Origin of the sequence: Microbacterium lushaniae (genome assembly GCF_008727775.1) — a bacterium.
In the GTDB taxonomy this organism is placed as follows: domain Bacteria; phylum Actinomycetota; class Actinomycetes; order Actinomycetales; family Microbacteriaceae; genus Microbacterium; species Microbacterium lushaniae.
This window is the reverse complement of sequence record NZ_CP044232.1, coordinates 1,116,963-1,136,060: the sequence shown is the minus strand read 5'-3', so window position 1 is coordinate 1,136,060 and position 19,098 is coordinate 1,116,963. Positions and strand designations below refer to the sequence as shown.

Sequence of the window (19,098 nt, the reverse complement as noted above, 5' to 3'; positions counted from 1 at the left end):
CACGAGCGTGGGAGACCTCGCACGCCAGTGGCACCGGGGATGATCGATGAAGGTTTGCGGCCGGTTCCTGATGTCAGCGACACGACGAGGTGACCTGGTCCAGGTGATGATCGAGCGCGGCCCGCAGCCGAGCGGGCGTCGCACGTTCTGGCCGGATGGCTGCGTGGACGGCCAGGCCGTCGAGCACGGCGAACAAGCGTTCCGCTTCCACCTCGCGCACGTCCTCGCCGGCGTCACCGCACAACCGGCCGACCCACAGCACACAGGCCTCACGCATCCGGTCATAGGCTTCGTCGCGCAGTGATCCGAGCTGAGGGTCGACCAGAGCCCGAGAAGTGAAGGCCATCCACACCTCGTTCTCTGCTTGCCGCTCGTCGTCCAACGGCAGCAGCTCCGCCAGCACCAGCTTCGCGGCCTGCAACGCATCATCCGGCTGATGCACCGCCGCGACGCGCCGCTCGATCCGCTCCATCACCGACCTCATCGTGAAGACCAGCAACTCCGGCTGGCTGCTGAAATAGTGCCGCAGCGACCCCGTGGACAGCCCGGCTTCGCGCGCCACCTCCCGCACGGACGCCCGTTCCAGACCATCGCGGCGAATGACCCGCCACACCGCCGAAGCGATCTCGTCTCTGCGCTGATCGGCGTCAACCATTCTCGGCACCTTTCCGTTGTATCACAGTCGTGATACTTTCCGAAGTATCACAGGCGTACTAGCACCAGGGAGGCAACGTGGACGGGTCACGTGACACGCGCGGATCAGCGGCGGTTCCCCGCGTGAAGACGGATGACGCCGCTGATGCGTCAGCTTCCGGTCGTCACGGCAGACGGCGGCTTCCGGGGCACTGGAGTCTGTGGGTGGCGACCGCGGGATGGGTGGCTGCGAACGTTTGGGTGGCGATCACCGCGCCCGGTGCGCTGCCGTTCGGCTGGCCCGCGCGCGCCGGGAAATCCACGTGGCAGATCCTGGTGGAGGTCAACCTGGCGCTGGTGGAGGTTCTGATGCTGATGGGCGTGGTGTACCTGCTGACCCGGCGTCGTGCGCCCGTGGACGTCGCGGGACGTGCGCCCGATCGCCACCGGGCCCGCGCCGAGACCTTCGCGCTGCTCGCGTACGGAGCGACCGGGCTGCTCGGGGGCTTCCTTCTCGCTCGAGCGTTCGGATGGCACCCTTTCGGCCTTCACCTCGCGGGAACACTGTTCGGCACCCATGAGCACCTTCCCCCGGCGGAGGTCTTGACGTGGGCCGGGTACAACGTGGCCGTCTATGCGGTGATCCCGCTGCTGTATTTCCGTCGACGGTACTCGTCGGTCGCGCTCGGGCTTCGCTCGACCGACGCCAAGAACGACGTCCTCGTCATCATCGTCGTGCTCGCGCTGGAGACGGCGTTCCAAATCTTCGCACTGGCCCCCGCGACGCTCGGCCTGCCGCCGGGGCAGCTGGCCGCGGGAGCCGCGTTGACTTTCCTGCTGTACATGGCAGGCGCGGTGCTGCCCGCGATGGTGTTCGTGTACGCCATCCTGGTTCCGCGCTACCTCAAGCTCACCGGCTCCGTCACAGCCACCGTGCTGTGCGGCGGCCTCACCTACGCCGGGTTGCACTTCTGGGACGCCTGGACCGTCTTCACATCCCCGCAGACCACGACCCTCTCGCTGATCTTCCTGCTCTTCACCTACCTCGGGCCGGGCATGATCAAGACCTACCTCACGGTGCGCACGGGCAATGCGTGGGTTCACGTGTGGGCCTATCACGCCTTCGCGCCGCACACCCTCTTGGACACCCCCCACATGCTCGACACCTTCGATCTGCGATGAAGTGCACCGCTGGCGATGCGTGCCCGGCAACCGGCGGCGGGGAAAGCGGTGGGCGGAAAGCTCCTCTTCGCCCCTCGGATGCTCTGCGGCGGAGTGAGACGAAGCCGGCGCCCGAGACCCGCGAAACGAGAAAGCGCCGCCTGAAACCAGGCGGCGCATTTCTCGTTCTGGGCCGTTCCGCGCACGGATCGAGCCCCGTTCTGCGTACGATCTTCAGTGCCCCCGACAGGAGTCGAACCTGCGACCTACGGTACCGGAAACCGGCGCTCTATCCACTGAGCTACGGAGGCGTACTGATCGAGGTTATCACCGGCGCGCGCCCTCTCCCGACACCGGCTGACCCCTCAGTGGCGCCCCTCCACGGCGGCCCGCGCGGCGCGCTGGGCGGCCGCGGCTCCGCGCAGCACCCACCCGACCATCCACACCGCCGTCCCGAGCGTCAGCATCGTGCGCACCCGGGCGAACTGATTGCGCGGCAGCCGGCCGTCGCGGCCTCGTCGGGCGAGCCACACCAGGAGCACGCCGGCGGCGGCCATGCCGAGTCCGGTCAGTACGAGCGGGAGCAGAGGGGCCGACGGTCCGTCCATGTCTCCCCGCGATCGACCCCTGACGCGGCGGCCCGCGTCAGGAGCTGACGAGCTTCAGTCCGATGATGCAGCCGACCAGGCCCAGGATGAGCAGGATCTTCACGAGCGACACCGGCTCGGTGCCCGTGAACATTCCGTACGCGACGGTCAGGGTGGCCCCGATCCCGACCCACACGGCGTAGCCGGTGCCGGTGGGGATCTCCCGCAGTGCCCACGCGAGGCCGCCCATGCTCGCCACGAGGGCGGCACCGAAGATCACCGTCGGCCAGAGCTTGGTGAACCCCTCCGACCTGCCCAGCGCGGTCGCCCAGACCGCTTCGAGGACACCGGAGACGACCAGAACGATCCACGACATGACAGAGCTCCTTGGCCAGTCTTGTCGCTGTCCGGGTACTGATCCCTCGTCCGGGGATGCGGTCGGCATCCGCCATCCAGCGTACCCCCGGTCGAAACACCACATCTCGTCCGACGCATCATGCGTCGCCGGGTGTTTCGGGCGGGATGTGGTGTTTCGGCGCCGAGGGAGCGGGCGGGGCGGGGGCTAGAGGAGGAAGATCGGGATCAGGCCGGGGTTGTGGGCGTGCACGAGCACCCCGAACACGACCGCGTCGAAGAGCAGGTGCACCGTCACGACGTAGCCGAGGGAGCGCGTGCGCAGGAACAGGATCGCCTGCACCAGCGCGAACGGGATGGTGAGCACCGGCCCCCAGGCCTGATAGCCGAGCTCCCACAGGAACGACACGAACACGACCGCCTGCAGCAGGTTGGCCTGCCAGTCGGGGAAGTGGCGGCGCAGCAGCACGTACACGGTGCAGATGAAGAACAGCTCGTCCCAGATGCCCACGGCCCCCACGCCCACGAACAGGCGTGCGATCATCTCCGGGGTGTCCACGACGGGCCAGTTCGTGTAGACGCCCGACGTGATGAAGTAGAACGGCAGGATCAGCCACCCGAGCACGAGCACGGCGACGAGCCATCCCCACTGCAGGGCCGTCCATCGCCCGCCCCCGCGCCAGGGGAAACGGATCGCGTAGTCGCGGTACACGTAGCGCGACACGAGGTAGGGCACCAGCACGGCCCCGCCGAGCGCGATGGTGAACCGCAGCATCGCCATGTTGTCCAGCTCCGCCTTCAGCGGGATGGCGCTGACGATCAGCTGCCCGAGCGCGATGAGCGACAGGTCGCGCAGGAGGCTCGGCGGCTCGTCCTCGTCGCGGCGGCGGAGGGATGCGGTGCCGTCGCGCCGCTCGACGAGCCACGCGGAGACCAGGCCCGCCGCGAGCAGGATCCACCCCAGCCACGCGATCTGCAGCACGAAGAACGCGGGAGCGGCCAGGCACACCAGCAGCGCGGGGACGAGCCCCCACGACAGCGCGGGCCGGGTCGGGGCGGGCGGAACGGCGTGGGCGGTCATGCGGCCTCCAACGGGTGGGCGATCTCGTCCCGCGGCATGCGGGCGGCGAGCAGGGCGATGAGGCCGAACGCGAGCGGCAGGGCGCCGGCGGCCAGGAAGATCGTCGACAGGGGCAGGACTTCGGCCAGGGGGCCGGCGAGCGCCATCGAGACCGGCATGAGCGCGAGGGACACGAAGAAGTCCAGGCTCGACACGCGCCCCAGCATGTGCCGCGGCACGCGGCGCTGCAGCAGCGTGCCCCAGATGACGTTGCCGTAGCTGAATGCGCATCCCAGCACGAAGCAGCACACCAGCAGCAGCCAGTACCGGTCGGTGAATCCGATCACGACGAAGGGTGTCGTCCCCGCCGCCCACACCACGATCATCGCGGTGAGATAACGCCGCGGCATCCGCATCGACGACGCCACGAGCGAACCCACCACTCCCCCGGCGCCCAGGGCTGCCAGGAGGAATCCGAACAACCGCGGATCCTCACCGACGCGTTCGCGCACGAGGAAGGGCAGGAGGACCTGTTCGGGCCCGAGGGACACCAGCACCCACCCGGTGGCGAACAGCAGCGTCCACAGCAGCCACGGGGTGCGGACGGTGAAGACGACCGCTTCGCGGAGGTCGTGGAGGACCCCGCGCGGGAGCGGCGCGTCTTCGGCGCCGGCCACCGGCTCGTGGCGCAGGAAGAGCAGGAGGATGAAGGCGAGACCGTACGCGGCGCACACGAAGATCGCCGCGTACGCAGGCAGGAGCGCTGCCAGGAGGAATCCGGCCGCCGCCGGTCCCGCCGCCTGCTGCAGAGCGGGGCGGATGGCGCCCTCCAGGCCGTTCGCGGCCAGGAGGTGCTCGGCGGGCAGGATACGGGGAAGGATCGCGCTGTAGGCGGGGAAGAAGAACCCCGACCCCGCGCCCAGGAGGAACGCCACCGCCGCGACGTGCGGGATCGTCAGCGCGCCGAGTGCGCCGGCGGCCACGATCGAGGCGACGGCGGCAGCATCCACCAGCGCGACCGCGCGGACGATGAGGCGCCGCGGGACGCGGTCGGCGGCGATTCCGCCGGGGATGGCGCATGCCAGGAGTCCGACGGCGTTGGCGGTGGCCACGATCGACAGCTGCAGCGGGCCGCCGCCTGAGTCGATCACGGCGTAGACCATCACCACCGCCCACATGCCGGCGGCGAACACCGACAGCACGACGGCGGCGAACAGCACACGGAAGTCGCGGTGACCGAGCGGGCGGACCGCCCGCAACCGGTCGCGACGTGCCGCGTGCACGACGGTCACGCCGGGATCCGCCGGTAGGCCAGGTCTCGGATGGCGCGGCCGGCGCGTGCGCCCTTGCGCTCGAACGCCGTGAGCACGCGCCCGTCGAAGCGCTCGGCCCAGTCGCCCTCGAACGCGCGCTCGAACAGGGGCGACGCATCCAGCACCGTGCGCATCTGACGCGCGTAGTCCTCCCAGTCGGTCGCGAGGCGCAGCATCCCGCCCGGCTTCAGCGCCCGCGCGGCGATGGGGGTGAACTCCGCGTCGATGAGGCGGCGCTTGGTGTGCTTGTTCTTGTGCCACGGGTCGGGGAAGAACACCCACACCTGGTCGGCGGATGCCGCCGGCAGCAGGTGCTCGAGCACCTCGGGTGCGTTGGCCTCCACGAGGCGGAGGTTGCGCGCGCCGGCACGATCGGCGTCCAGCATCGTGCGGGCAAGACCGGCCTTGAACACCTCGACGGCGAGGAAATCGGTGTCTGGATGCTCCGTCGCGGCGTGCACGATCGCGTGACCCTGCCCCGAGCCGATCTCCACGACGAGCGGCGCGGTCCTCCCCCACACGGCGGCCGGCTCGATCTCCGAGCCCGCGCGCACGCTCGTGGCCGCGGCATCCCGCGGCGCCTCGAGGAGGTAGAAGGGCGAGAGGCGCTCCCACGCCCGCTCCTGCCCGTCGGACATGCGTCCGCTCCGGCGCACGAACGACACGGGCCGGTCGCGGAAATCGCCACGTGCGGCGGGGGTTTCGGGCATACCCTCCAGGCTACCCAGTGCCCCACCCGCCTCCCGACGGGGATACGCCGTTCCCCGCGTCGAAACACCACATCCCGTCCGACGCATCAGGCGTCGCCGGGTGTTTCGGACGGGATGTGGTGTTTCGCCTGGAACTGCGCTCCCGCGGGGGCGAGGGGCGGGTCAGGCGGTGACGAAGTCGATGAGCTCCTCGACGCGACCGAGGAGTGCCGGCTCCAGATCGCGGAAGGTCGTGACGCGCCCCAGGATCCGCTGCCACGCGCGGGCCAGATCGGCCTGATCCTCTGCCGGCCACCCGAGCGCGCGGCACACGCCGACCTTCCACTCGATCGACCGCGGCACCTCGGGCCACCGTGCGATGCCGAGCGACTCCGGGCGCACGCACTGCCACACGTCCACGAACGGGTGTCCCACGATCCGCACGTGCTTTCCGTGCGTGCCCCGCGCGATCGCCTCCGCGATCCGCGTCTCCTTCGACCCCGGCACCAGGTGATCCACCAGCACGCCGTACCGCCGGTCGGCGCTGGGGGGCTCGGCCTCCAGCGCGTCGGCGAGCAGATCCACGCCCTGCAGGTACTCCACGACGACGCCTTCCACGCGCAGGTCGTGTCCCCACACCTTCTCCACCAGTTCCGCGTCGTGGCGCCCCTCCACGAGGATGCGGCTGGGGCGGGCGACCCGCGCCCTGGCATCCTCCACCGCGAACGACCCGGACGCGGTGCGCTTGGTCCCCGTCGGCGCTGCGGGCTTGGGCGCGGTCAGCACGACGGCGGCACCATCCACGAGGAATCCCGGCCCGAGGGGGAACAGCCGGCGGCGGCCGTGCCGGTCCTCCAGCTCCACGGTGCCCGACGCGACCTTCGTCACCGCGCCGCAGTACCCGTCGCCGGCCACCTCGACGACGAGGTCGCGCTCGGCCGGCACCTGCGGCACGACGCGACGCCCGGCATCGCGCCATCCCTTGGCCAGCACGTCGGTTCCGTAGCGATCATCCATTGCCGTCTCCTCCGAAGCCCCGACCCTAACCCGGCCCTCCCGCCCCGGCGGGCACCCACGCCGATCCGCCCGGAGGCCGTACCGGCTCGCACGGGCCGGACCATAGACTCGACAGAACCTGCCCCACAGCCCCTCAGGAGGACGGATGCGCGCGCGCTGGGCATTGGCGCTGACAACGGCACTGGCCGCCGCCATCGGCCTCGCGATCGCGCCCGCCGCGCACGCCACCCCTCCCGTGACACTCGAGAGCGGCTACGTGCTCGACGAGGCCGGCGTACTCAGCGGCGCGCAGGTGCGCGCTGCGGACGAACGTCTCGACGAGCTCTTCGACGAGACGGGGCTGGACCTGTGGGTCGTGTTCGTCGACGAGTTCACCGACCCCGACAGCCCGGAGGATTGGGCGAACACCGCCGCCGTCGTGAACGGCCTCGGCCCGACGCAATACCTCCTCGCCGTCGCCGTGGACGGCCGGCAGTACTACATCTCCGGCGACCTGGAGATCGGCCCGATCACCGGCGACCAGCTCAGTGCCATCGAACAGCAGCGCGTGCGCCCCGCCCTCGGCGACGAGGACTGGTCGGGCGCGATCGACGCCGCCGCAGACGGGTTCGAGGATGCCGCGGCCGGCGGTACCGGCGGCGTCCCCGGCGCCGACGCCTCCGACGGCGGGGGCATGAACTGGTCGCTCATCCTCGTGGTGCTGCTCCTGGTCGCCGTCTTCGCGATCGCGCTGATCTGGCTCGCCGTGCGGCGCAAGCGCGCCGCAACCGGCCCGAACGCGCCTGCGGCGAAGATGAGCCTGGAGGAGCTGACCCGCCGCTCCGGTTCGGCGCTCGTGGCCGCCGACGAGGCGGTCAAGACCAGCGAGCAGGAGCTCGGGTTCGCCCGCGCCCAGTTCGGCGACGACGCCGTGGCCGAGTTCGAGACGGTGCTCGCCCAGGCCAAGGCAGACCTCGACCGCGCCTTCACGCTGCAGCAGCAGCTCGACGACGCCACCCCCGACACGGAGGAGCAGATCCGCGCATGGCGCGGGGAGATCCTCACCCTCACCGCGGCGGCCGAAGAAGCGCTCGACGCCAAGGCCGACGCCTTCGATGCGCTGCGCGACCTCGAGGCCAACGCCCCCGCCGAGCTCGCCCGCACCCAGCAGGAGCGCACCGCCGTCGCCGCCGCGATCAGCGCCGCCGAGGCGCAGCTGGCGGCACTGCACGCCGAGTACGCCGACGACGCCCTCACCACCGTCGCCGACAATCCTGCTCAGGCGCGCGAGCGCATCGCCTTCGCCGACGCGCAGCTGACCGCGGCGCAGTCCGCCCTCGCCGCCGGCCGCGGCGGCGAGGCCGCGGTGGGCATCCGCGCCGCGCAGGAGGCGGTCGCGCAGGCCCGCCTGCTCGAAGACGCCGTCACGCGCGTGGGCACCGACCTCGCCGCCGCCGGCACGCGGGCCGGCGAACTCATGCGCGAGGTGGAGAACGACATCACCGCGGCATCCGCCCTGCCCGACCCCGAGGGCCGGATCGCCGCCGCCGTCGCCGCCGCGCGCGAGCAGCTCACCCGCGGTCGCCAGGCGCTGTCGTCGGGAGGCCGGCGGCCCCTGGAGGCACTCGCGGGGCTGGATGCCGCCAACGCCGCCCTCGACGCCGTCATCGCCGAGGGCCGGGATGCCGCCGAACGCCAGCGACGCGCGGCACTCCAGCTGGACGAGGCTCTCCTCCAAGCCCGCGCGCAGGTGTCGGCGGCGGAGGACTTCATCGGCGCGCGCCGCGGCGCGGTCGGCGCCGAAGCCCGCACGCGGCTGGCCGAGGCGAGCACGTCGCTGCACCATGCCGAGCAGCTCCGGGCGGCCGATCCCGCCGCCGCCCTCGCCGCCGCGCAGCGCTCGGCGCAGCTGGCGGCGGCCGCGTCGCGTTCGGCGCAGAACGACGTCGGCGCCTTCGACGGCGGGTACGGCGGCGGCCGAGGGTCCTCCGGTGACGGCATGATGGGTGCCATGATCGGCGGAATCGTGCTGAACTCCCTCCTGAGCGGAGGCGGGGGCGGCCGGCGCAGCAGCGGCTTCGGCGGCTTCGGCGGCGGATCCTCGAGCCGGCGCAGCAGCGGCTTCGGCGGCGGCGGGCGCAGCCGCAGCGGCGGGGGCGGACGCTCACGCCGGGGAGGTGGCCGATTCTGACCCCCGCGAGCCCTCCGCCGATCCCACGAATCTCACAACAACCGCCGACACACTCGACACGACGTCGATAGGAAAGGAAACCCCGCGATGGCTAAGCAGTCCATCTTCGGTCGCATCTCCACACTCATGCGGGCGAACATCAACGCACTCCTCGACCAGGCCGAGGACCCGCAGAAGATGCTCGACCAGCTGGTGCGCGACTACACCAACTCGATCGCCGACGCCGAGTCGGCCATCGCCGAGACGATCGGCAACCTGCGCCTGCTCGAGCGCGACCACCAGGAGGACGTGCAGGCGGCCGCCGAGTGGGGCAACAAGGCACTCGCCGCCAGCCGCAAGGCCGACGAGCTGCGCACCGCCGGCAACGCCGGCGAGGCCGACAAGTTCGACAACCTCGCCAAGATCGCCCTGCAGCGTCAGATCTCCGCCGAGGGCGAGGCCAAGTCGGCCGAGCCGACCATCGCGTCGCAGACCGAGGTGGTCGACAAGCTCAAGGACGGCCTCAACGGCATGAAGGGCAAGCTCGAGCAGCTCAAGGGCAAGCGCAGCGAACTGCTCGCGCGCGCCAAGGTCGCCGAGGCGCAGATCAAGGTGCACGACGCGGTCCGCTCGATCGACGTGCTGGACCCCACGAGCGAGCTCGGCCGGTTCGAAGACAAGATCCGCCGCGAAGAGGCCCTCGCCGCCGGCAAGCAGGAGCTGGCCGCATCCAGCATCGACGCCCAGTTCAACAGCCTGGAGGACATCGGCGAGCTGACCGAGGTCGAGGCGCGGCTGGCGGCGCTGAAGGTCGGCGGCTCGGCGCAGCCGCGAGCGGCGATCGACGCACCCAGCCCCGACACGGTCTGACCCGCGTCGCAGAGGGGGCCTTCGCTACGGCGAAGGCCCCTTCTCGCATGTTCCGCAACCGACGACGTCGGTGCGGCCGGGCCCCGGCGGGGTGGCAGGATGAACCCGTGACCCGGTTCGTGGTGGTACCGCAATGGCAAGGCAGTCCCTCGGCGCGCGCGATGCTGCTGCGCGACGGAGCGGAGGCGATCGCGGGAGACCTCCCCCGCTCGGCGACGGTCGTACTGGATGTGCCGCTGGAAGCCGGCGACGCCCAGGGCACCGGCATCCACCGCCTCAGCGCCGTGCGGCGCACGTCCGCGCTGACGGATGATGCGCTGTCGATGTCGTCCGAGCGCGCCGTGGTGATCGGCGGAGACTGCAGCGTGACCGTCGCCGCGGCGGCGCGCTGGGCAGCCGACGACATGGCGGTGGTGTGGATCGACGCCCACGCCGACCTCAACGACCCGGCCGGCTCGCCCTCCGGGTCGTCGGCGGGCATGGCGCTGCGCGCGCTCCTCGGCGGCGTGCCCGACCTGCTCGGCACCGCCGCCGTGGCGCCCGAGCGCGTCGTGCTCGTGGGCGCGCGGGAACGCGACGACGCGGAGGAGGCGTACCTGGCCGCCAGCGGCATCCGTCACCTCACCGAGTCCGCCCTCGCCGACCCGGCCGCGCTGGCGGACGCGGTCGCTGCCACCGGCGCCGCACGCGTGTACGTCCATCTCGACCTGGACGTGCTCGACCCGTCGGAGTTCCGCGGATCGGCGTGGGGCATCCCCTTCGGCATCCCCGTCGCCGACCTCGTCGCGGCGCTGCGGACGCTGCGCGAGCGGACCCCGATCGTCGGCGCGACCGTCGCCGGATTCGCCCCGGCCAGCCCCGCCGCCGCAGGCGACGACCTGGGCGCGATCCTCCGCCTGGTCGGAGCCGTCGCGTGAGCCCCATCCCGGCACCCCCCGCGAACTGGCGGGAGGACGCCGAGCGCGCCGTCGCCCGCAGCCGCCGCATCGAGGACCGCGTGCCCCGCGTGCTCCTGGACTCCCCCGTCAGCCACCTCGGCTACCTGTACGGCACCGCGGTCGGCTGGGTGTGGGGGTCGCTGTGGAGCACCGGCCGCGTGGAGCGGCGCGAGGGCATGTGGATCTTCCGCGGGATGCCGCGGTGGGCCTACCCCCGCGGCGGGGTCGCCGTGGGCGGCTGCTTCCTCACCGGTGACGGCCGCGTGACGCCCGCTCTCCTGCGCCACGAGGCCGCCCATGCCCGGCAGTGGCGCCGGTTCGGCTTCCTGATGCCGGTGCTCTACTGGGCGTCGGGGCGCAACCCGCTCCGCAACCGGTTCGAGATCGAAGCGGGCCTGGCCGACGGCAACTACGTGCCGCGCGACGCGTGAACGCCGCCGCGAGCCCGCTCAGCGGGCGGTGGCGAGACCGAAGCGCTCGGGCGTGTGGATCGAGGCAGGGGCCACGCCGCGACGCTCGGTGAGGTCGTCGACGATCTCGGCGGTGCCGAGGTAGCCGCCCAGCAGCATCACGCGGGTGGAGTCGTCCTCGTGACCGAGCATCTCACCGGCCCACGCCGAGACCGCCCGTGCCAGCGCCTGCCCGGGCGCGCACGCGCGGCCCGTGCCGGCCGCGCCGGTGCGGCGGGAGCGGTCGAGCCACGTCACGGTCATGCGGGCGGGGGCGGCGACGCGGCCGATCCACGACTCGTCCGGGACCTCGATGAACACGCGTCCGGTGGAGCACAGCGGCAGGGTGGCCAGCAGCGCCTCGAGCTCGGGGAGCGAGGACTCGTCGGCGGTCACCAGGTGCTGCACGCGCGTGTGACGCGATGCGCGGCACGCGGTCGGATTGTGTTCGGGTGAAGCGGACATGGCATCGCCACTATACCCCGACACAAAGGGTTGCCTAACCTTTGTTCGGCGCACTCGCAGGCAGTGCTCGGCACGCTCCCCCGCGTCAGGACCGGACGACGAGGATGCGACGCAGCTCCTCGAGCTCGTCGTCGACCAAGCCGTGCGCGCGCAGGTAATCCGCGGGCGAGCCGAACACCGCATCCAGCCGCTCCAGCACCTCCCGCATGACCGGCGCCGGCGACCGCGTGGCGAGGTCTTCCAGATGCAGCGACTCCGGATGCAGCGCCCGCAGGCGCGCGACCACGGCACGGTTGCGCGCCTCCGGCAGCAGCGCCTCGGTGCGGGCGTAATCGGCCACGACCGCCTCCGTATCCACGCCGGCTGCCGCGAGGGTGAGGGCGACCGTGACGCCCGTGCGGTCTTTGCCGACCGTGCAGTGCACGAGGACGGGCTGGTCGTGCAGGATGCCGCGGACGACCTCCACGACCTTGTCGGCGGATCCGTCGATGAGGCTCGAGTACATCCCGGGCAGGTTCGCGTCGTCCTCGAAGAACGACATCACCGAGCCGAGGAAGAGCGGCACCCGCTGGGTGACGAGGTCGAGGCCGTCCACCCTGCTGGGCGCCCACCGCACCTCGTCGTCGTCGCGCAGGTCGATGATGCGGCGCAGCCCCAGCCGGCGCAGCGACGCGGCACCGGCCTCATCCACGTGGGCGAGGTTTCCCGAGCGGTACAGCACACCCGATCGGGTGCGGCCGTCCCCCGCCGGCAGACCTCCGACGTCGCGGAAGTTCAGCGTTCCGGAGACGAGGGACTCGGTCACCGCTCCGGCTCCTCGCGCGGGGGCACGGGGTAGCGCCCCGCGATCGCGACGCGGTTGAAGGCGTTGATGGACACGAGCAGCCAGCTCAGCGCCACGTACTCCTGTTCGCTGAAGATGCCGCCGACGTGGTCGTACACCTCGTCGGGGATGCCCGCCTCGGAGATGAACGTGAACGACTCCGCCAGCTCGAGCGCCGCGCGCTCGCGCTCGGAGAAGACGCCGGAGTCGCGCCAGGCCGCGATCTGGGCGATGGTGTCGGCGTCGAGTCCCGCCGCCACGGCGCGGTCGACGTGGATGCGCACGCAGTACGAGCAGCCGTTCAGCTGGGACGCGTGGATGAGGACGATCTCCTTGAGCCGCGGCTCGATGCCCGCTTCGGCTGCCAGCAGGCCCGCTGTCTTGGACAGACCGGCGAGCGCCTGATAGGCCTGCGGCGCCGATCGCGACAGGTGCACGCGCTCCTCTTCGCTCATCCCTCCAGGGTAATGGCGCCATCCGGCCGCGCGACGGGCACAATGGTGCCGACCGCCTGCGGCCCGAAGGAGCCCCGTGACCGAATCCACCGACGTGTTCGACGAGTTCTCGTTCCTGCCCGATCAGGCAGCCGACAACGGCATCCCCGGCCCGCTCCCCCCGGTGCAGCGCCTGCGTCTCACCCTCGGCGACGGGCGCACCCTCAGCGCGCTGCGGTACGGGCAGGAGCCGCCGCGCGTGACACTGCTGCACGGAGCCGGGCTGAACGCGCACACGTGGGATACGACCGTCCTCGCGATGGGCCTTCCCGCCCTCGCCCTCGACCTCCCCGGTCATGGCGACTCGTCATGGCGGGAGGACGCCACCTACACCGCCGGCACGCTGGCGCCCGATGTCGTGGCCGCCCTGCAGGCATGGACGGACCGCCCCCAGCTGCTCGTGGGTCAGTCGCTCGGCGGGCTCACGGCGCCCGCTGTCGCAGCCGCCGTCGCCGAGAAGATCGCGCAGCTCGTGGTCGTCGACATCACCCCGGGCGTGGACCCGGACGCCGGCCCCACCCAGATCCGCTCGTTCTTCGCCGGCCCCACCGACTGGGCCTCGCGGGACGAGCTCGTCGACCGGGCACTGTCGTTCGGGCTCGGCGGGGGCGCCCGGCGCACCGCCGAGCGCGGCGTGTACCTGAACTCCCGCGTGCGCCCAGACGGCCGCGTCGAGTGGAAGCATCACTTCGCCCACCTGGCCGCGGCGGCCGCCAACGGCGGCGCCGACGCCCCCGCGCAGGGCGACGGCATGGCGGCATTGCTCTCCACGACCGGATGGGACGACCTCGCCGCCGTCCGTGCACCCCTGACCCTGGTGCGCGGCGCGCGGGGGTACGTCACCCCTGCCGACGCGGAGGAGTTCAGCCGCCGCTTCCCGGCGGCCCGCGTGGTCACCGTGGCGGGCGGTCACAACCTTCAGGAGGACGCCCCCCTCGAGCTCGGCCGCCTGCTGCGCGGGCTGGCCGGAGAGGCCGCGGGATCCGGAGAAGGATGAGGGCTGCCACGGTGTTGCCGGTAACACGGCGACTCCCCGGCGGCCACCGCAATAGGCTGATATCGCACCGAGTTGCCTCCGGCGTCATCCGACACCATCGAAGATGACGCCGGACCTGCGAAAGGAACCCGCCATGCCACGCCGCACAGCCTTGGCCGCGACGACCCTGTTGATCGCCGGAACGCTGGCGCTTGCGTCGTGCTCGGGAGGCGGCAGCGCCCCCGCCACGACCTCGGCCGGCGAACCCGACCCCGACGCCTCGCTCACCGTGGGGCTGGTGCTGGAACCGACGAACCTCGACATCCGCCGCACGAGCGGCGCGGCCCTCGAGCAGATCCTCATCGACAACGTCTACGAGGGCCTGGTCACCCGCACGCAGGAGAACGAGATCGTCGCCTCGCTCGCGAGCGCCTTCGAGGTATCGGATGACGGCCTCACCTACACCTTCACGCTGTCGGACGGCGTCACCTTCCACGACGGCACCCCGCTGACCGTCGAGGACGTCGTGACCTCTCTCACGCAGGTCAAGGACGATCCCGAGATCGTCGGCAACACCGAGTTCGCCGGCGTCGCCTCGATCACCGCCGCCGACGACAGCACCGTGGTCATCACGCTCACCGAGCCCAATCAGAACTTCCTGTTCACCCTCACCGGGCCCGCGGGCCTGGTGTTCAAGACCGGCGACACCACCGACTTCCAGACCGCCGCGAACGGCACGGGGCCCTTCACGCTGGAGCGGTGGAACCAGGGCGACAGCATCCAGCTCGTGCGCAACGACGCCTACTGGGCGGAGCCGGCGGGGGTGGCCGAGGTGGTCCTGCAGTACATCCCCGATTTCACCGCCGGCGTGAACGCGGCCCTGGACGGGTCGCTCGACGTGCTCACCGCGGTCCAGCCGGATCTGTCCGCGCAGCTGGACGAGGCCAGCGGGTTCACCCTCACGACGGGCCAGACCACCGACAAGGGCACGCTCGCCTTCAACAACGCCGTCGCCCCGCTCGACGACGCCCGCGTGCGCGAGGCGCTGCGGCTGGCCATCGACCATGAGGCCCTCGTGGAGGCCATCGGCAGCGGTCAGACGCAGTACGGGCCCATCCCCGAACTCGATCCCGGCTACGAGGACCTCTCCGACGTCGCGCCGTACGATCCGGAGCGGGCCATGGAGCTGCTCGAGGAGGCCGGGGCGGACGACCTGGAGCTGACTCTGACCATCCCCTCCTTCTACGGCACCACCGTGCCGCAGGTGCTGGTGTCGGACTTCGACGAGATCGGCGTGACCCTGGAGGTCGAATCCGTCGAGTTCGCGACGTGGCTGCAGGATGTCTACACCAACCACGACTACGAGCTGAGCTTCGTGCTGCACGTGGAGCCGCGCGACGTCGGCAACTTCGCCGATCCCACCTACTACTTCGGCTACGACAATCCGGAGGTGCAGGACCTGCACGCCCAGGCGCAGGTCGCCGTCGACCCCGACGAATCGGCGGAGCTGCTGGCGGAGGCCGCGCGCATCGTGTCGGAGGATCACGCCGCCGACTGGCTGTACACCGGCGCCACGATCACCGCGGTCGGCGACGGGGTGTCCGGGTTCCCGGTCGACTCGGTCAACTCGCGGATCGACCTGGCCGGTGTGACGGTGTCTTCGGAGTGATCCGCTACACGCTGACGAGACTGGCCCTGCTGGTCGTGGGGCTGCTCGTTGCCAGCGTGCTCATCTTCCTCTCGCTGCGGGTGCTCCCCGGCGACGTCGCCCTGCTGATCGCCGGCACCGACTCCACGCCCGCACAGGTCGCGGCCATCCGCGAGCGGCTGGGCCTGGGCGCACCGCTGCCGGCGCAGTATCTGGACTGGATCGGCGGACTCGTCCGGGGCGATCTCGGCTCATCGCTGGTGACCGGTTCGTCGGTGGCCGCCGAGCTCGCCGACAAGGCGCGCATCACGGTTCCCCTCGGCATCCTGGCCCTCCTGATCGCCCTCGCGATCGCCGTGCCGTTCGGTGTGCTCTCCGCTGTGCGCCGCCGGCGGCCCGCGGGCACCGCCCTGAGCGTGGTGGCGCAGGCCCTCGCCGCGGTGCCTGCGGTATGGGCCGGGATGATGCTCGTCGTGGTCTTCGCGGTGTGGCTGGGGGTCCTCCCCGCGCAGGGCTTCCCGCGCGGCGGGTGGAGCGATCCGGCGGCGGCGCTGCGCGCGCTGATCCTGCCGGCCCTGACGATCGGCATCATCGAGGGGGCCATGCTCATGCGGTTCGTGCGCAGCGCGACCCTGCAGGCGATCGGGCAGGACTACGTGCGCACCGCGGCCGCCAAGGGCCTGACACGCACACAGGCCCTCCTGCGCCACGGCCTGCCCAACGTCGCCCTGTCGGTCGTGACGGTACTGGGCCTGCAGGTGGCCGGGGTCCTCGTGGGCGCCGTCGTCATCGAGCAGCTGTTCACCCTCCCCGGCGTCGGGCGGATGCTGGTGGCCGATGTGGGCGCGCGCGACCTGCCCAAGGTGCAGGGGGAGCTGTTCGTGCTGACCGGTTTCGTGCTGATCGTCGGCTTCCTCGTCGATCTCCTCCACCGCGCCCTCGACCCCCGCCAGCGGGAGACGGTCGCATGAGCGCGCCCCGCGGTCGCACGGCGTGGCTCGGTCGCCTGTGGCGCTTGAGCACCGGGCGGTTCGGACTGATCGTGGTGGCCGTCATCGTGCTCACCGCGATCGTGGCGGCGGTGTGGACCCCGTTCCCGCCGCAGCGCGTGGACCTCGGCGACCGCTGGGCGGCGCCGGGCTGGCCGCACCTGCTGGGCACCGACAACAACGGACGTGACATCCTGAGCCTGCTCATGGCCGGAGCCCGCACCACGATCTTCGTCGCCGTCGGCGCCGGTGTGATCGCCACCGCGCTGGGCCTGGGCCTGGCGGCCCTGGGAGCCCTGACCCGGCGATGGGTGCGCGAGAGCGTCGCCGTGCTCGTGGACATCCTCATCGCCTTCCCCGTGCTGATCATCGCGATGATGATCTCCGCGGTGTGGGGCGGCTCGCTGTGGGTGGTCGTGTGGGCGGTGGGCATCGGCTTCGGCGTCAACATCGCCCGCGTGACCCGCCCGGAGCTGCGCCGCGTGCTGCACAGCGACTTCGTGCTGGCCGGGCGGGCCAGCGGCCTCTCCCCCGCGCAGAACCTGTGGCGCCATCTGCTCCCCAACGTCGCACCGGTGTTCATCGTGCAGCTGTCGTGGGGCATGGCCGTCGCGGTCCTGGCCGAGGCCGGACTGTCCTACCTCGGCTTCGGGGCCCCGGTGACCCAGCCGTCGTGGGGCGTGCTGCTGGCGGATCTGCAGCGCTACATCACGCTGCATCCGCTGTCGGTGGTGTGGCCGGGACTCACGATCACCCTCACGGTGCTGGGCCTGAACCTCCTCGGCGACGCCCTGCGCGAGGCCACCGACCCCACCCTCGCGGAGCGCGCCCCGTCGGCACGGCTGCAGGTGCCGGAGGTGGTCGCATGAGCCTGGAGGTACGGGATCTCGCGATCGAGATCGGCGGCGAGCGCGTCGTGGACGGCATCTCCTTCGACGTCCCCGACGGCGCACGCCTCGGACTCATCGGCGAATCCGGCTCCGGGAAATCGCTCACGGCGCTGGCGATCCTGGGCCTCCTCCCCGACGGCGCACGCGCCAGCGGGAGCGTGCGCTGGGACGGGCAGGAGATCCTGGGCCTGCCCGACCACCACCTCGCGCGCCTGCGCGGCAACGACATCGGCATCGTCTTCCAGGAGCCGGCCACCGCCCTGAACCCCATCCGCACGATCGGGCGGCAGATCGCCGAGTCCCTTCGCATCCATGAACGCGTCCCGCGCGCCGAGGCCCGCCGCCGCGCCGTCGCCGAGGCCGAACGCGTCGCCCTCCCCGACCCCGACGCGATCGTGGCGCGCTACCCGCACCAGCTCTCCGGCGGACAGCGACAGCGCGTGGCCATCGCGATGGCGCTCGTGTGCGGCCCGCGCCTGCTGATCGCCGATGAGCCCACCACGGCGCTGGACGTCACCATCCAGGCCGGCATCCTGCGCCTGCTGGGTTCGCTCGCGGAGGAGTCGGGCATGTCGCTGGTCTTCATCACCCACGACCTCGCGGTGCTCAGCCAGATCGCCACGCACGCCGTCGTGCTCGAACGCGGCCGCGTCGTGGAGCACGGCCCGCTGACCCAGCTGCTGACCGCGCCCGCGAGCCCGGTGACACGGGCGCTGCTGCGCGATGCAACGGCCACCCTGTGGCGCCCCGAACCCGACCACCCGGGAGCCACGGCATGAGCGACACGCTGCTGCGGGCCCGCGGGCTCACCCGCCGCCACCTCTCCCCGCGCCGCACACTGTTCGGCCCGCGCGTGCGGACCACGGCACTGGACGACCTCGATCTCGACGTCGACGCCGGCTCCGCGGTCGGCGTCATCGGCGAGTCGGGCTCGGGCAAATCCACCCTCATGCGGCTGCTCCTGGCGCTGGATGTCCCCACCGCCGGGACCGTGGAGTTCGACGGCCGCCTCGTCGATGCCCGCATGAGCAGCCGCGCGCTGCACTGGCTCCGACATGAGACCGGCATCGTGTTCCAGGACCCGTACGGGTCGCTGGACCCGCGCATGAGCGTCGGGCGGATCGTGGGCGAGCCGCTGTGGGCGCTGGATGTCCCCGGCGACCGCCGGGCGCGCGTGCGGGAGGTGCTCGAGGAGGTCGGACTGGATGCGGCGATGGCCGAGCGCTACCCGCAGGAGTTCTCCGGCGGGCAGCGCCAGCGCATCGCCATCGCGCGCGCGATCGTGCACCGTCCGCGCCTGCTCGTCGGCGACGAGCCGCTCTCGGCGCTGGATGTCACGGTGCGCGCGCAGATCCTGCGGCTTCTCGCCGATCTCCGCGAGCGCACCGGCCTGACGCTGCTGCTCGTGAGCCACGACATCGGCGTCGTGCAGAACCTGTGCGATCAGGTGGTCGTGATGAAGGACGGCCGCATCGTGGAGGAGGGCCCCACCGAAAAGGTGCTCCTCCAGCCGCAGGCCGCCTACACGCGCGCGCTGCTGGCCTCGATCCCGACCATCAGCCCCTGATCCGCGCCCGGGTCGGAACCGGGTCG

The 19,098-nt window shown here is 71.9% G+C and carries 21 protein-coding genes, 1 tRNA gene and 1 riboswitch; of the genes, 11 read left to right on the top strand and 11 right to left on the bottom strand.

Annotation, left to right across the window (positions count from 1 at the left end; translation table 11 throughout):
- Positions 1-73: 73 nt before the first annotated feature.
- Complete coding sequence (locus tag F6J85_RS05210) at positions 74-655, bottom strand: TetR/AcrR family transcriptional regulator (RefSeq protein ID WP_150924127.1); 582 nt, start codon at positions 653-655, stop codon at positions 74-76.
- Between the two features lie 221 nt (positions 656-876).
- Between F6J85_RS05210 and F6J85_RS05205 the strand changes: the two genes are divergently transcribed.
- On the top strand, positions 877-1,815 hold the full coding sequence (locus F6J85_RS05205) for a hypothetical protein (RefSeq protein ID WP_150924126.1): 939 nt from the start codon (positions 877-879) through the stop codon (positions 1,813-1,815).
- 217 nt (positions 1,816-2,032) lie between these two features.
- Here the strand turns inward: F6J85_RS05205 and F6J85_RS05200 are convergent.
- The 7 genes from F6J85_RS05200 to F6J85_RS05170 all read right to left on the bottom strand — a co-directional run bounded on the left by F6J85_RS05200 (position 2,033) and on the right by F6J85_RS05170 (position 6,814).
- A tRNA-Arg gene (locus F6J85_RS05200) sits at positions 2,033-2,105 on the bottom strand.
- Between the two features lie 54 nt (positions 2,106-2,159).
- A complete protein-coding gene (locus F6J85_RS05195; RefSeq protein ID WP_150924125.1) occupies positions 2,160-2,402 on the bottom strand; it encodes a hypothetical protein in 243 nt (80 codons plus the stop codon).
- Between the two features lie 37 nt (positions 2,403-2,439).
- On the bottom strand, positions 2,440-2,757 hold the full coding sequence (locus F6J85_RS05190) for a DMT family transporter (RefSeq protein WP_150924124.1): 318 nt from the start codon (positions 2,755-2,757) through the stop codon (positions 2,440-2,442).
- A 10-nt stretch (positions 2,758-2,767) separates the two neighbouring features.
- Positions 2,768-2,832, bottom strand: a riboswitch (guanidine-III (ykkC-III) riboswitch).
- 111 nt (positions 2,833-2,943) lie between these two features.
- A complete protein-coding gene (locus F6J85_RS05185; protein ID WP_150924123.1) occupies positions 2,944-3,816 on the bottom strand; it encodes a CPBP family intramembrane glutamic endopeptidase in 873 nt (290 codons plus the stop codon).
- Positions 3,813-5,078, bottom strand: a complete 1,266-nt coding sequence (locus tag F6J85_RS05180) for an MFS transporter (protein ID WP_150927202.1) — start codon at positions 5,076-5,078, stop codon at positions 3,813-3,815. Before F6J85_RS05180 ends, F6J85_RS05185 begins: the two co-directional genes overlap by 4 nt.
- A gap of 5 nt (positions 5,079-5,083) precedes the next feature.
- Positions 5,084-5,818: a tRNA (guanosine(46)-N7)-methyltransferase TrmB gene (gene trmB, locus F6J85_RS05175; RefSeq protein WP_150924122.1), complete on the bottom strand. Its 735-nt coding sequence runs from the start codon at positions 5,816-5,818 to the stop codon at positions 5,084-5,086.
- A 162-nt stretch (positions 5,819-5,980) separates the two neighbouring features.
- A complete protein-coding gene (locus F6J85_RS05170; protein ID WP_150924121.1) occupies positions 5,981-6,814 on the bottom strand; it encodes a DUF3097 domain-containing protein in 834 nt (277 codons plus the stop codon).
- 145 nt (positions 6,815-6,959) lie between these two features.
- On the opposite strand from F6J85_RS05170, the gene F6J85_RS05165 reads away from it, so the two are divergent.
- From F6J85_RS05165 to F6J85_RS05150, 4 genes are all read left to right on the top strand, one after another.
- The gene (locus F6J85_RS05165) at positions 6,960-8,984 is read left to right on the top strand and encodes a TPM domain-containing protein (RefSeq protein WP_150924120.1); all 2,025 of its coding nucleotides are present in this window, start codon (positions 6,960-6,962) and stop codon (positions 8,982-8,984) included.
- An 87-nt stretch (positions 8,985-9,071) separates the two neighbouring features.
- Positions 9,072-9,833 (top strand): PspA/IM30 family protein, encoded by a 762-nt coding sequence (locus F6J85_RS05160; protein WP_150924119.1) that lies wholly within the window; start codon positions 9,072-9,074, stop codon positions 9,831-9,833.
- 107 nt (positions 9,834-9,940) lie between these two features.
- On the top strand, positions 9,941-10,750 hold the full coding sequence (locus F6J85_RS05155) for an arginase family protein (RefSeq protein ID WP_150924118.1): 810 nt from the start codon (positions 9,941-9,943) through the stop codon (positions 10,748-10,750).
- Positions 10,747-11,202, top strand: coding sequence for a Fe-S oxidoreductase (locus F6J85_RS05150; RefSeq protein WP_150924117.1), 456 nt, complete (start codon positions 10,747-10,749; stop codon positions 11,200-11,202). Before F6J85_RS05155 ends, F6J85_RS05150 begins: the two co-directional genes overlap by 4 nt.
- 18 nt (positions 11,203-11,220) lie before the next feature.
- Here the strand turns inward: F6J85_RS05150 and F6J85_RS05145 are convergent, their stop codons facing one another.
- From F6J85_RS05145 to F6J85_RS05135, 3 genes are all read right to left on the bottom strand, one after another.
- Positions 11,221-11,685 carry an SIP domain-containing protein gene (locus tag F6J85_RS05145; RefSeq protein WP_150918426.1) on the bottom strand — a complete coding sequence of 155 codons (465 nt, stop codon included), beginning with the start codon at positions 11,683-11,685 and terminating at the stop codon, positions 11,221-11,223.
- 85 nt (positions 11,686-11,770) lie between these two features.
- The gene (locus tag F6J85_RS05140; protein ID WP_150924116.1) at positions 11,771-12,490 is read right to left on the bottom strand and encodes a tyrosine-protein phosphatase; all 720 of its coding nucleotides are present in this window, start codon (positions 12,488-12,490) and stop codon (positions 11,771-11,773) included.
- Positions 12,487-12,963: a carboxymuconolactone decarboxylase family protein gene (locus F6J85_RS05135; protein ID WP_150924115.1), complete on the bottom strand. Its 477-nt coding sequence runs from the start codon at positions 12,961-12,963 to the stop codon at positions 12,487-12,489. Before F6J85_RS05135 ends, F6J85_RS05140 begins: the two co-directional genes overlap by 4 nt.
- 76 nt (positions 12,964-13,039) lie before the next feature.
- On the opposite strand from F6J85_RS05135, the gene F6J85_RS05130 reads away from it, so the two are divergent.
- The 6 genes from F6J85_RS05130 to F6J85_RS05105 all read left to right on the top strand — a co-directional run bounded on the left by F6J85_RS05130 (position 13,040) and on the right by F6J85_RS05105 (position 19,072).
- Entirely contained in the window at positions 13,040-13,999 is a 960-nt protein-coding gene (locus F6J85_RS05130) for an alpha/beta fold hydrolase (RefSeq protein WP_150924114.1), read from the top strand.
- Positions 14,000-14,132: 133 nt separating this feature from the next.
- On the top strand, positions 14,133-15,647 hold the full coding sequence (locus tag F6J85_RS05125; protein ID WP_150924113.1) for an ABC transporter substrate-binding protein: 1,515 nt from the start codon (positions 14,133-14,135) through the stop codon (positions 15,645-15,647).
- A complete protein-coding gene (locus F6J85_RS05120; protein ID WP_150924112.1) occupies positions 15,644-16,597 on the top strand; it encodes an ABC transporter permease in 954 nt (317 codons plus the stop codon). The genes F6J85_RS05125 and F6J85_RS05120 overlap by 4 nt, the downstream gene beginning before the upstream one ends.
- The gene (locus tag F6J85_RS05115) at positions 16,594-17,484 is read left to right on the top strand and encodes an ABC transporter permease (protein ID WP_150924111.1); all 891 of its coding nucleotides are present in this window, start codon (positions 16,594-16,596) and stop codon (positions 17,482-17,484) included. Before F6J85_RS05120 ends, F6J85_RS05115 begins: the two co-directional genes overlap by 4 nt.
- On the top strand, positions 17,481-18,284 hold the full coding sequence (locus tag F6J85_RS05110) for an ATP-binding cassette domain-containing protein (protein ID WP_150924110.1): 804 nt from the start codon (positions 17,481-17,483) through the stop codon (positions 18,282-18,284). Before F6J85_RS05115 ends, F6J85_RS05110 begins: the two co-directional genes overlap by 4 nt.
- Complete coding sequence (locus F6J85_RS05105; protein ID WP_150924109.1) at positions 18,281-19,072, top strand: ATP-binding cassette domain-containing protein; 792 nt, start codon at positions 18,281-18,283, stop codon at positions 19,070-19,072. The genes F6J85_RS05110 and F6J85_RS05105 overlap by 4 nt, the downstream gene beginning before the upstream one ends.
- Positions 19,073-19,098 lie beyond the last annotated feature (26 nt).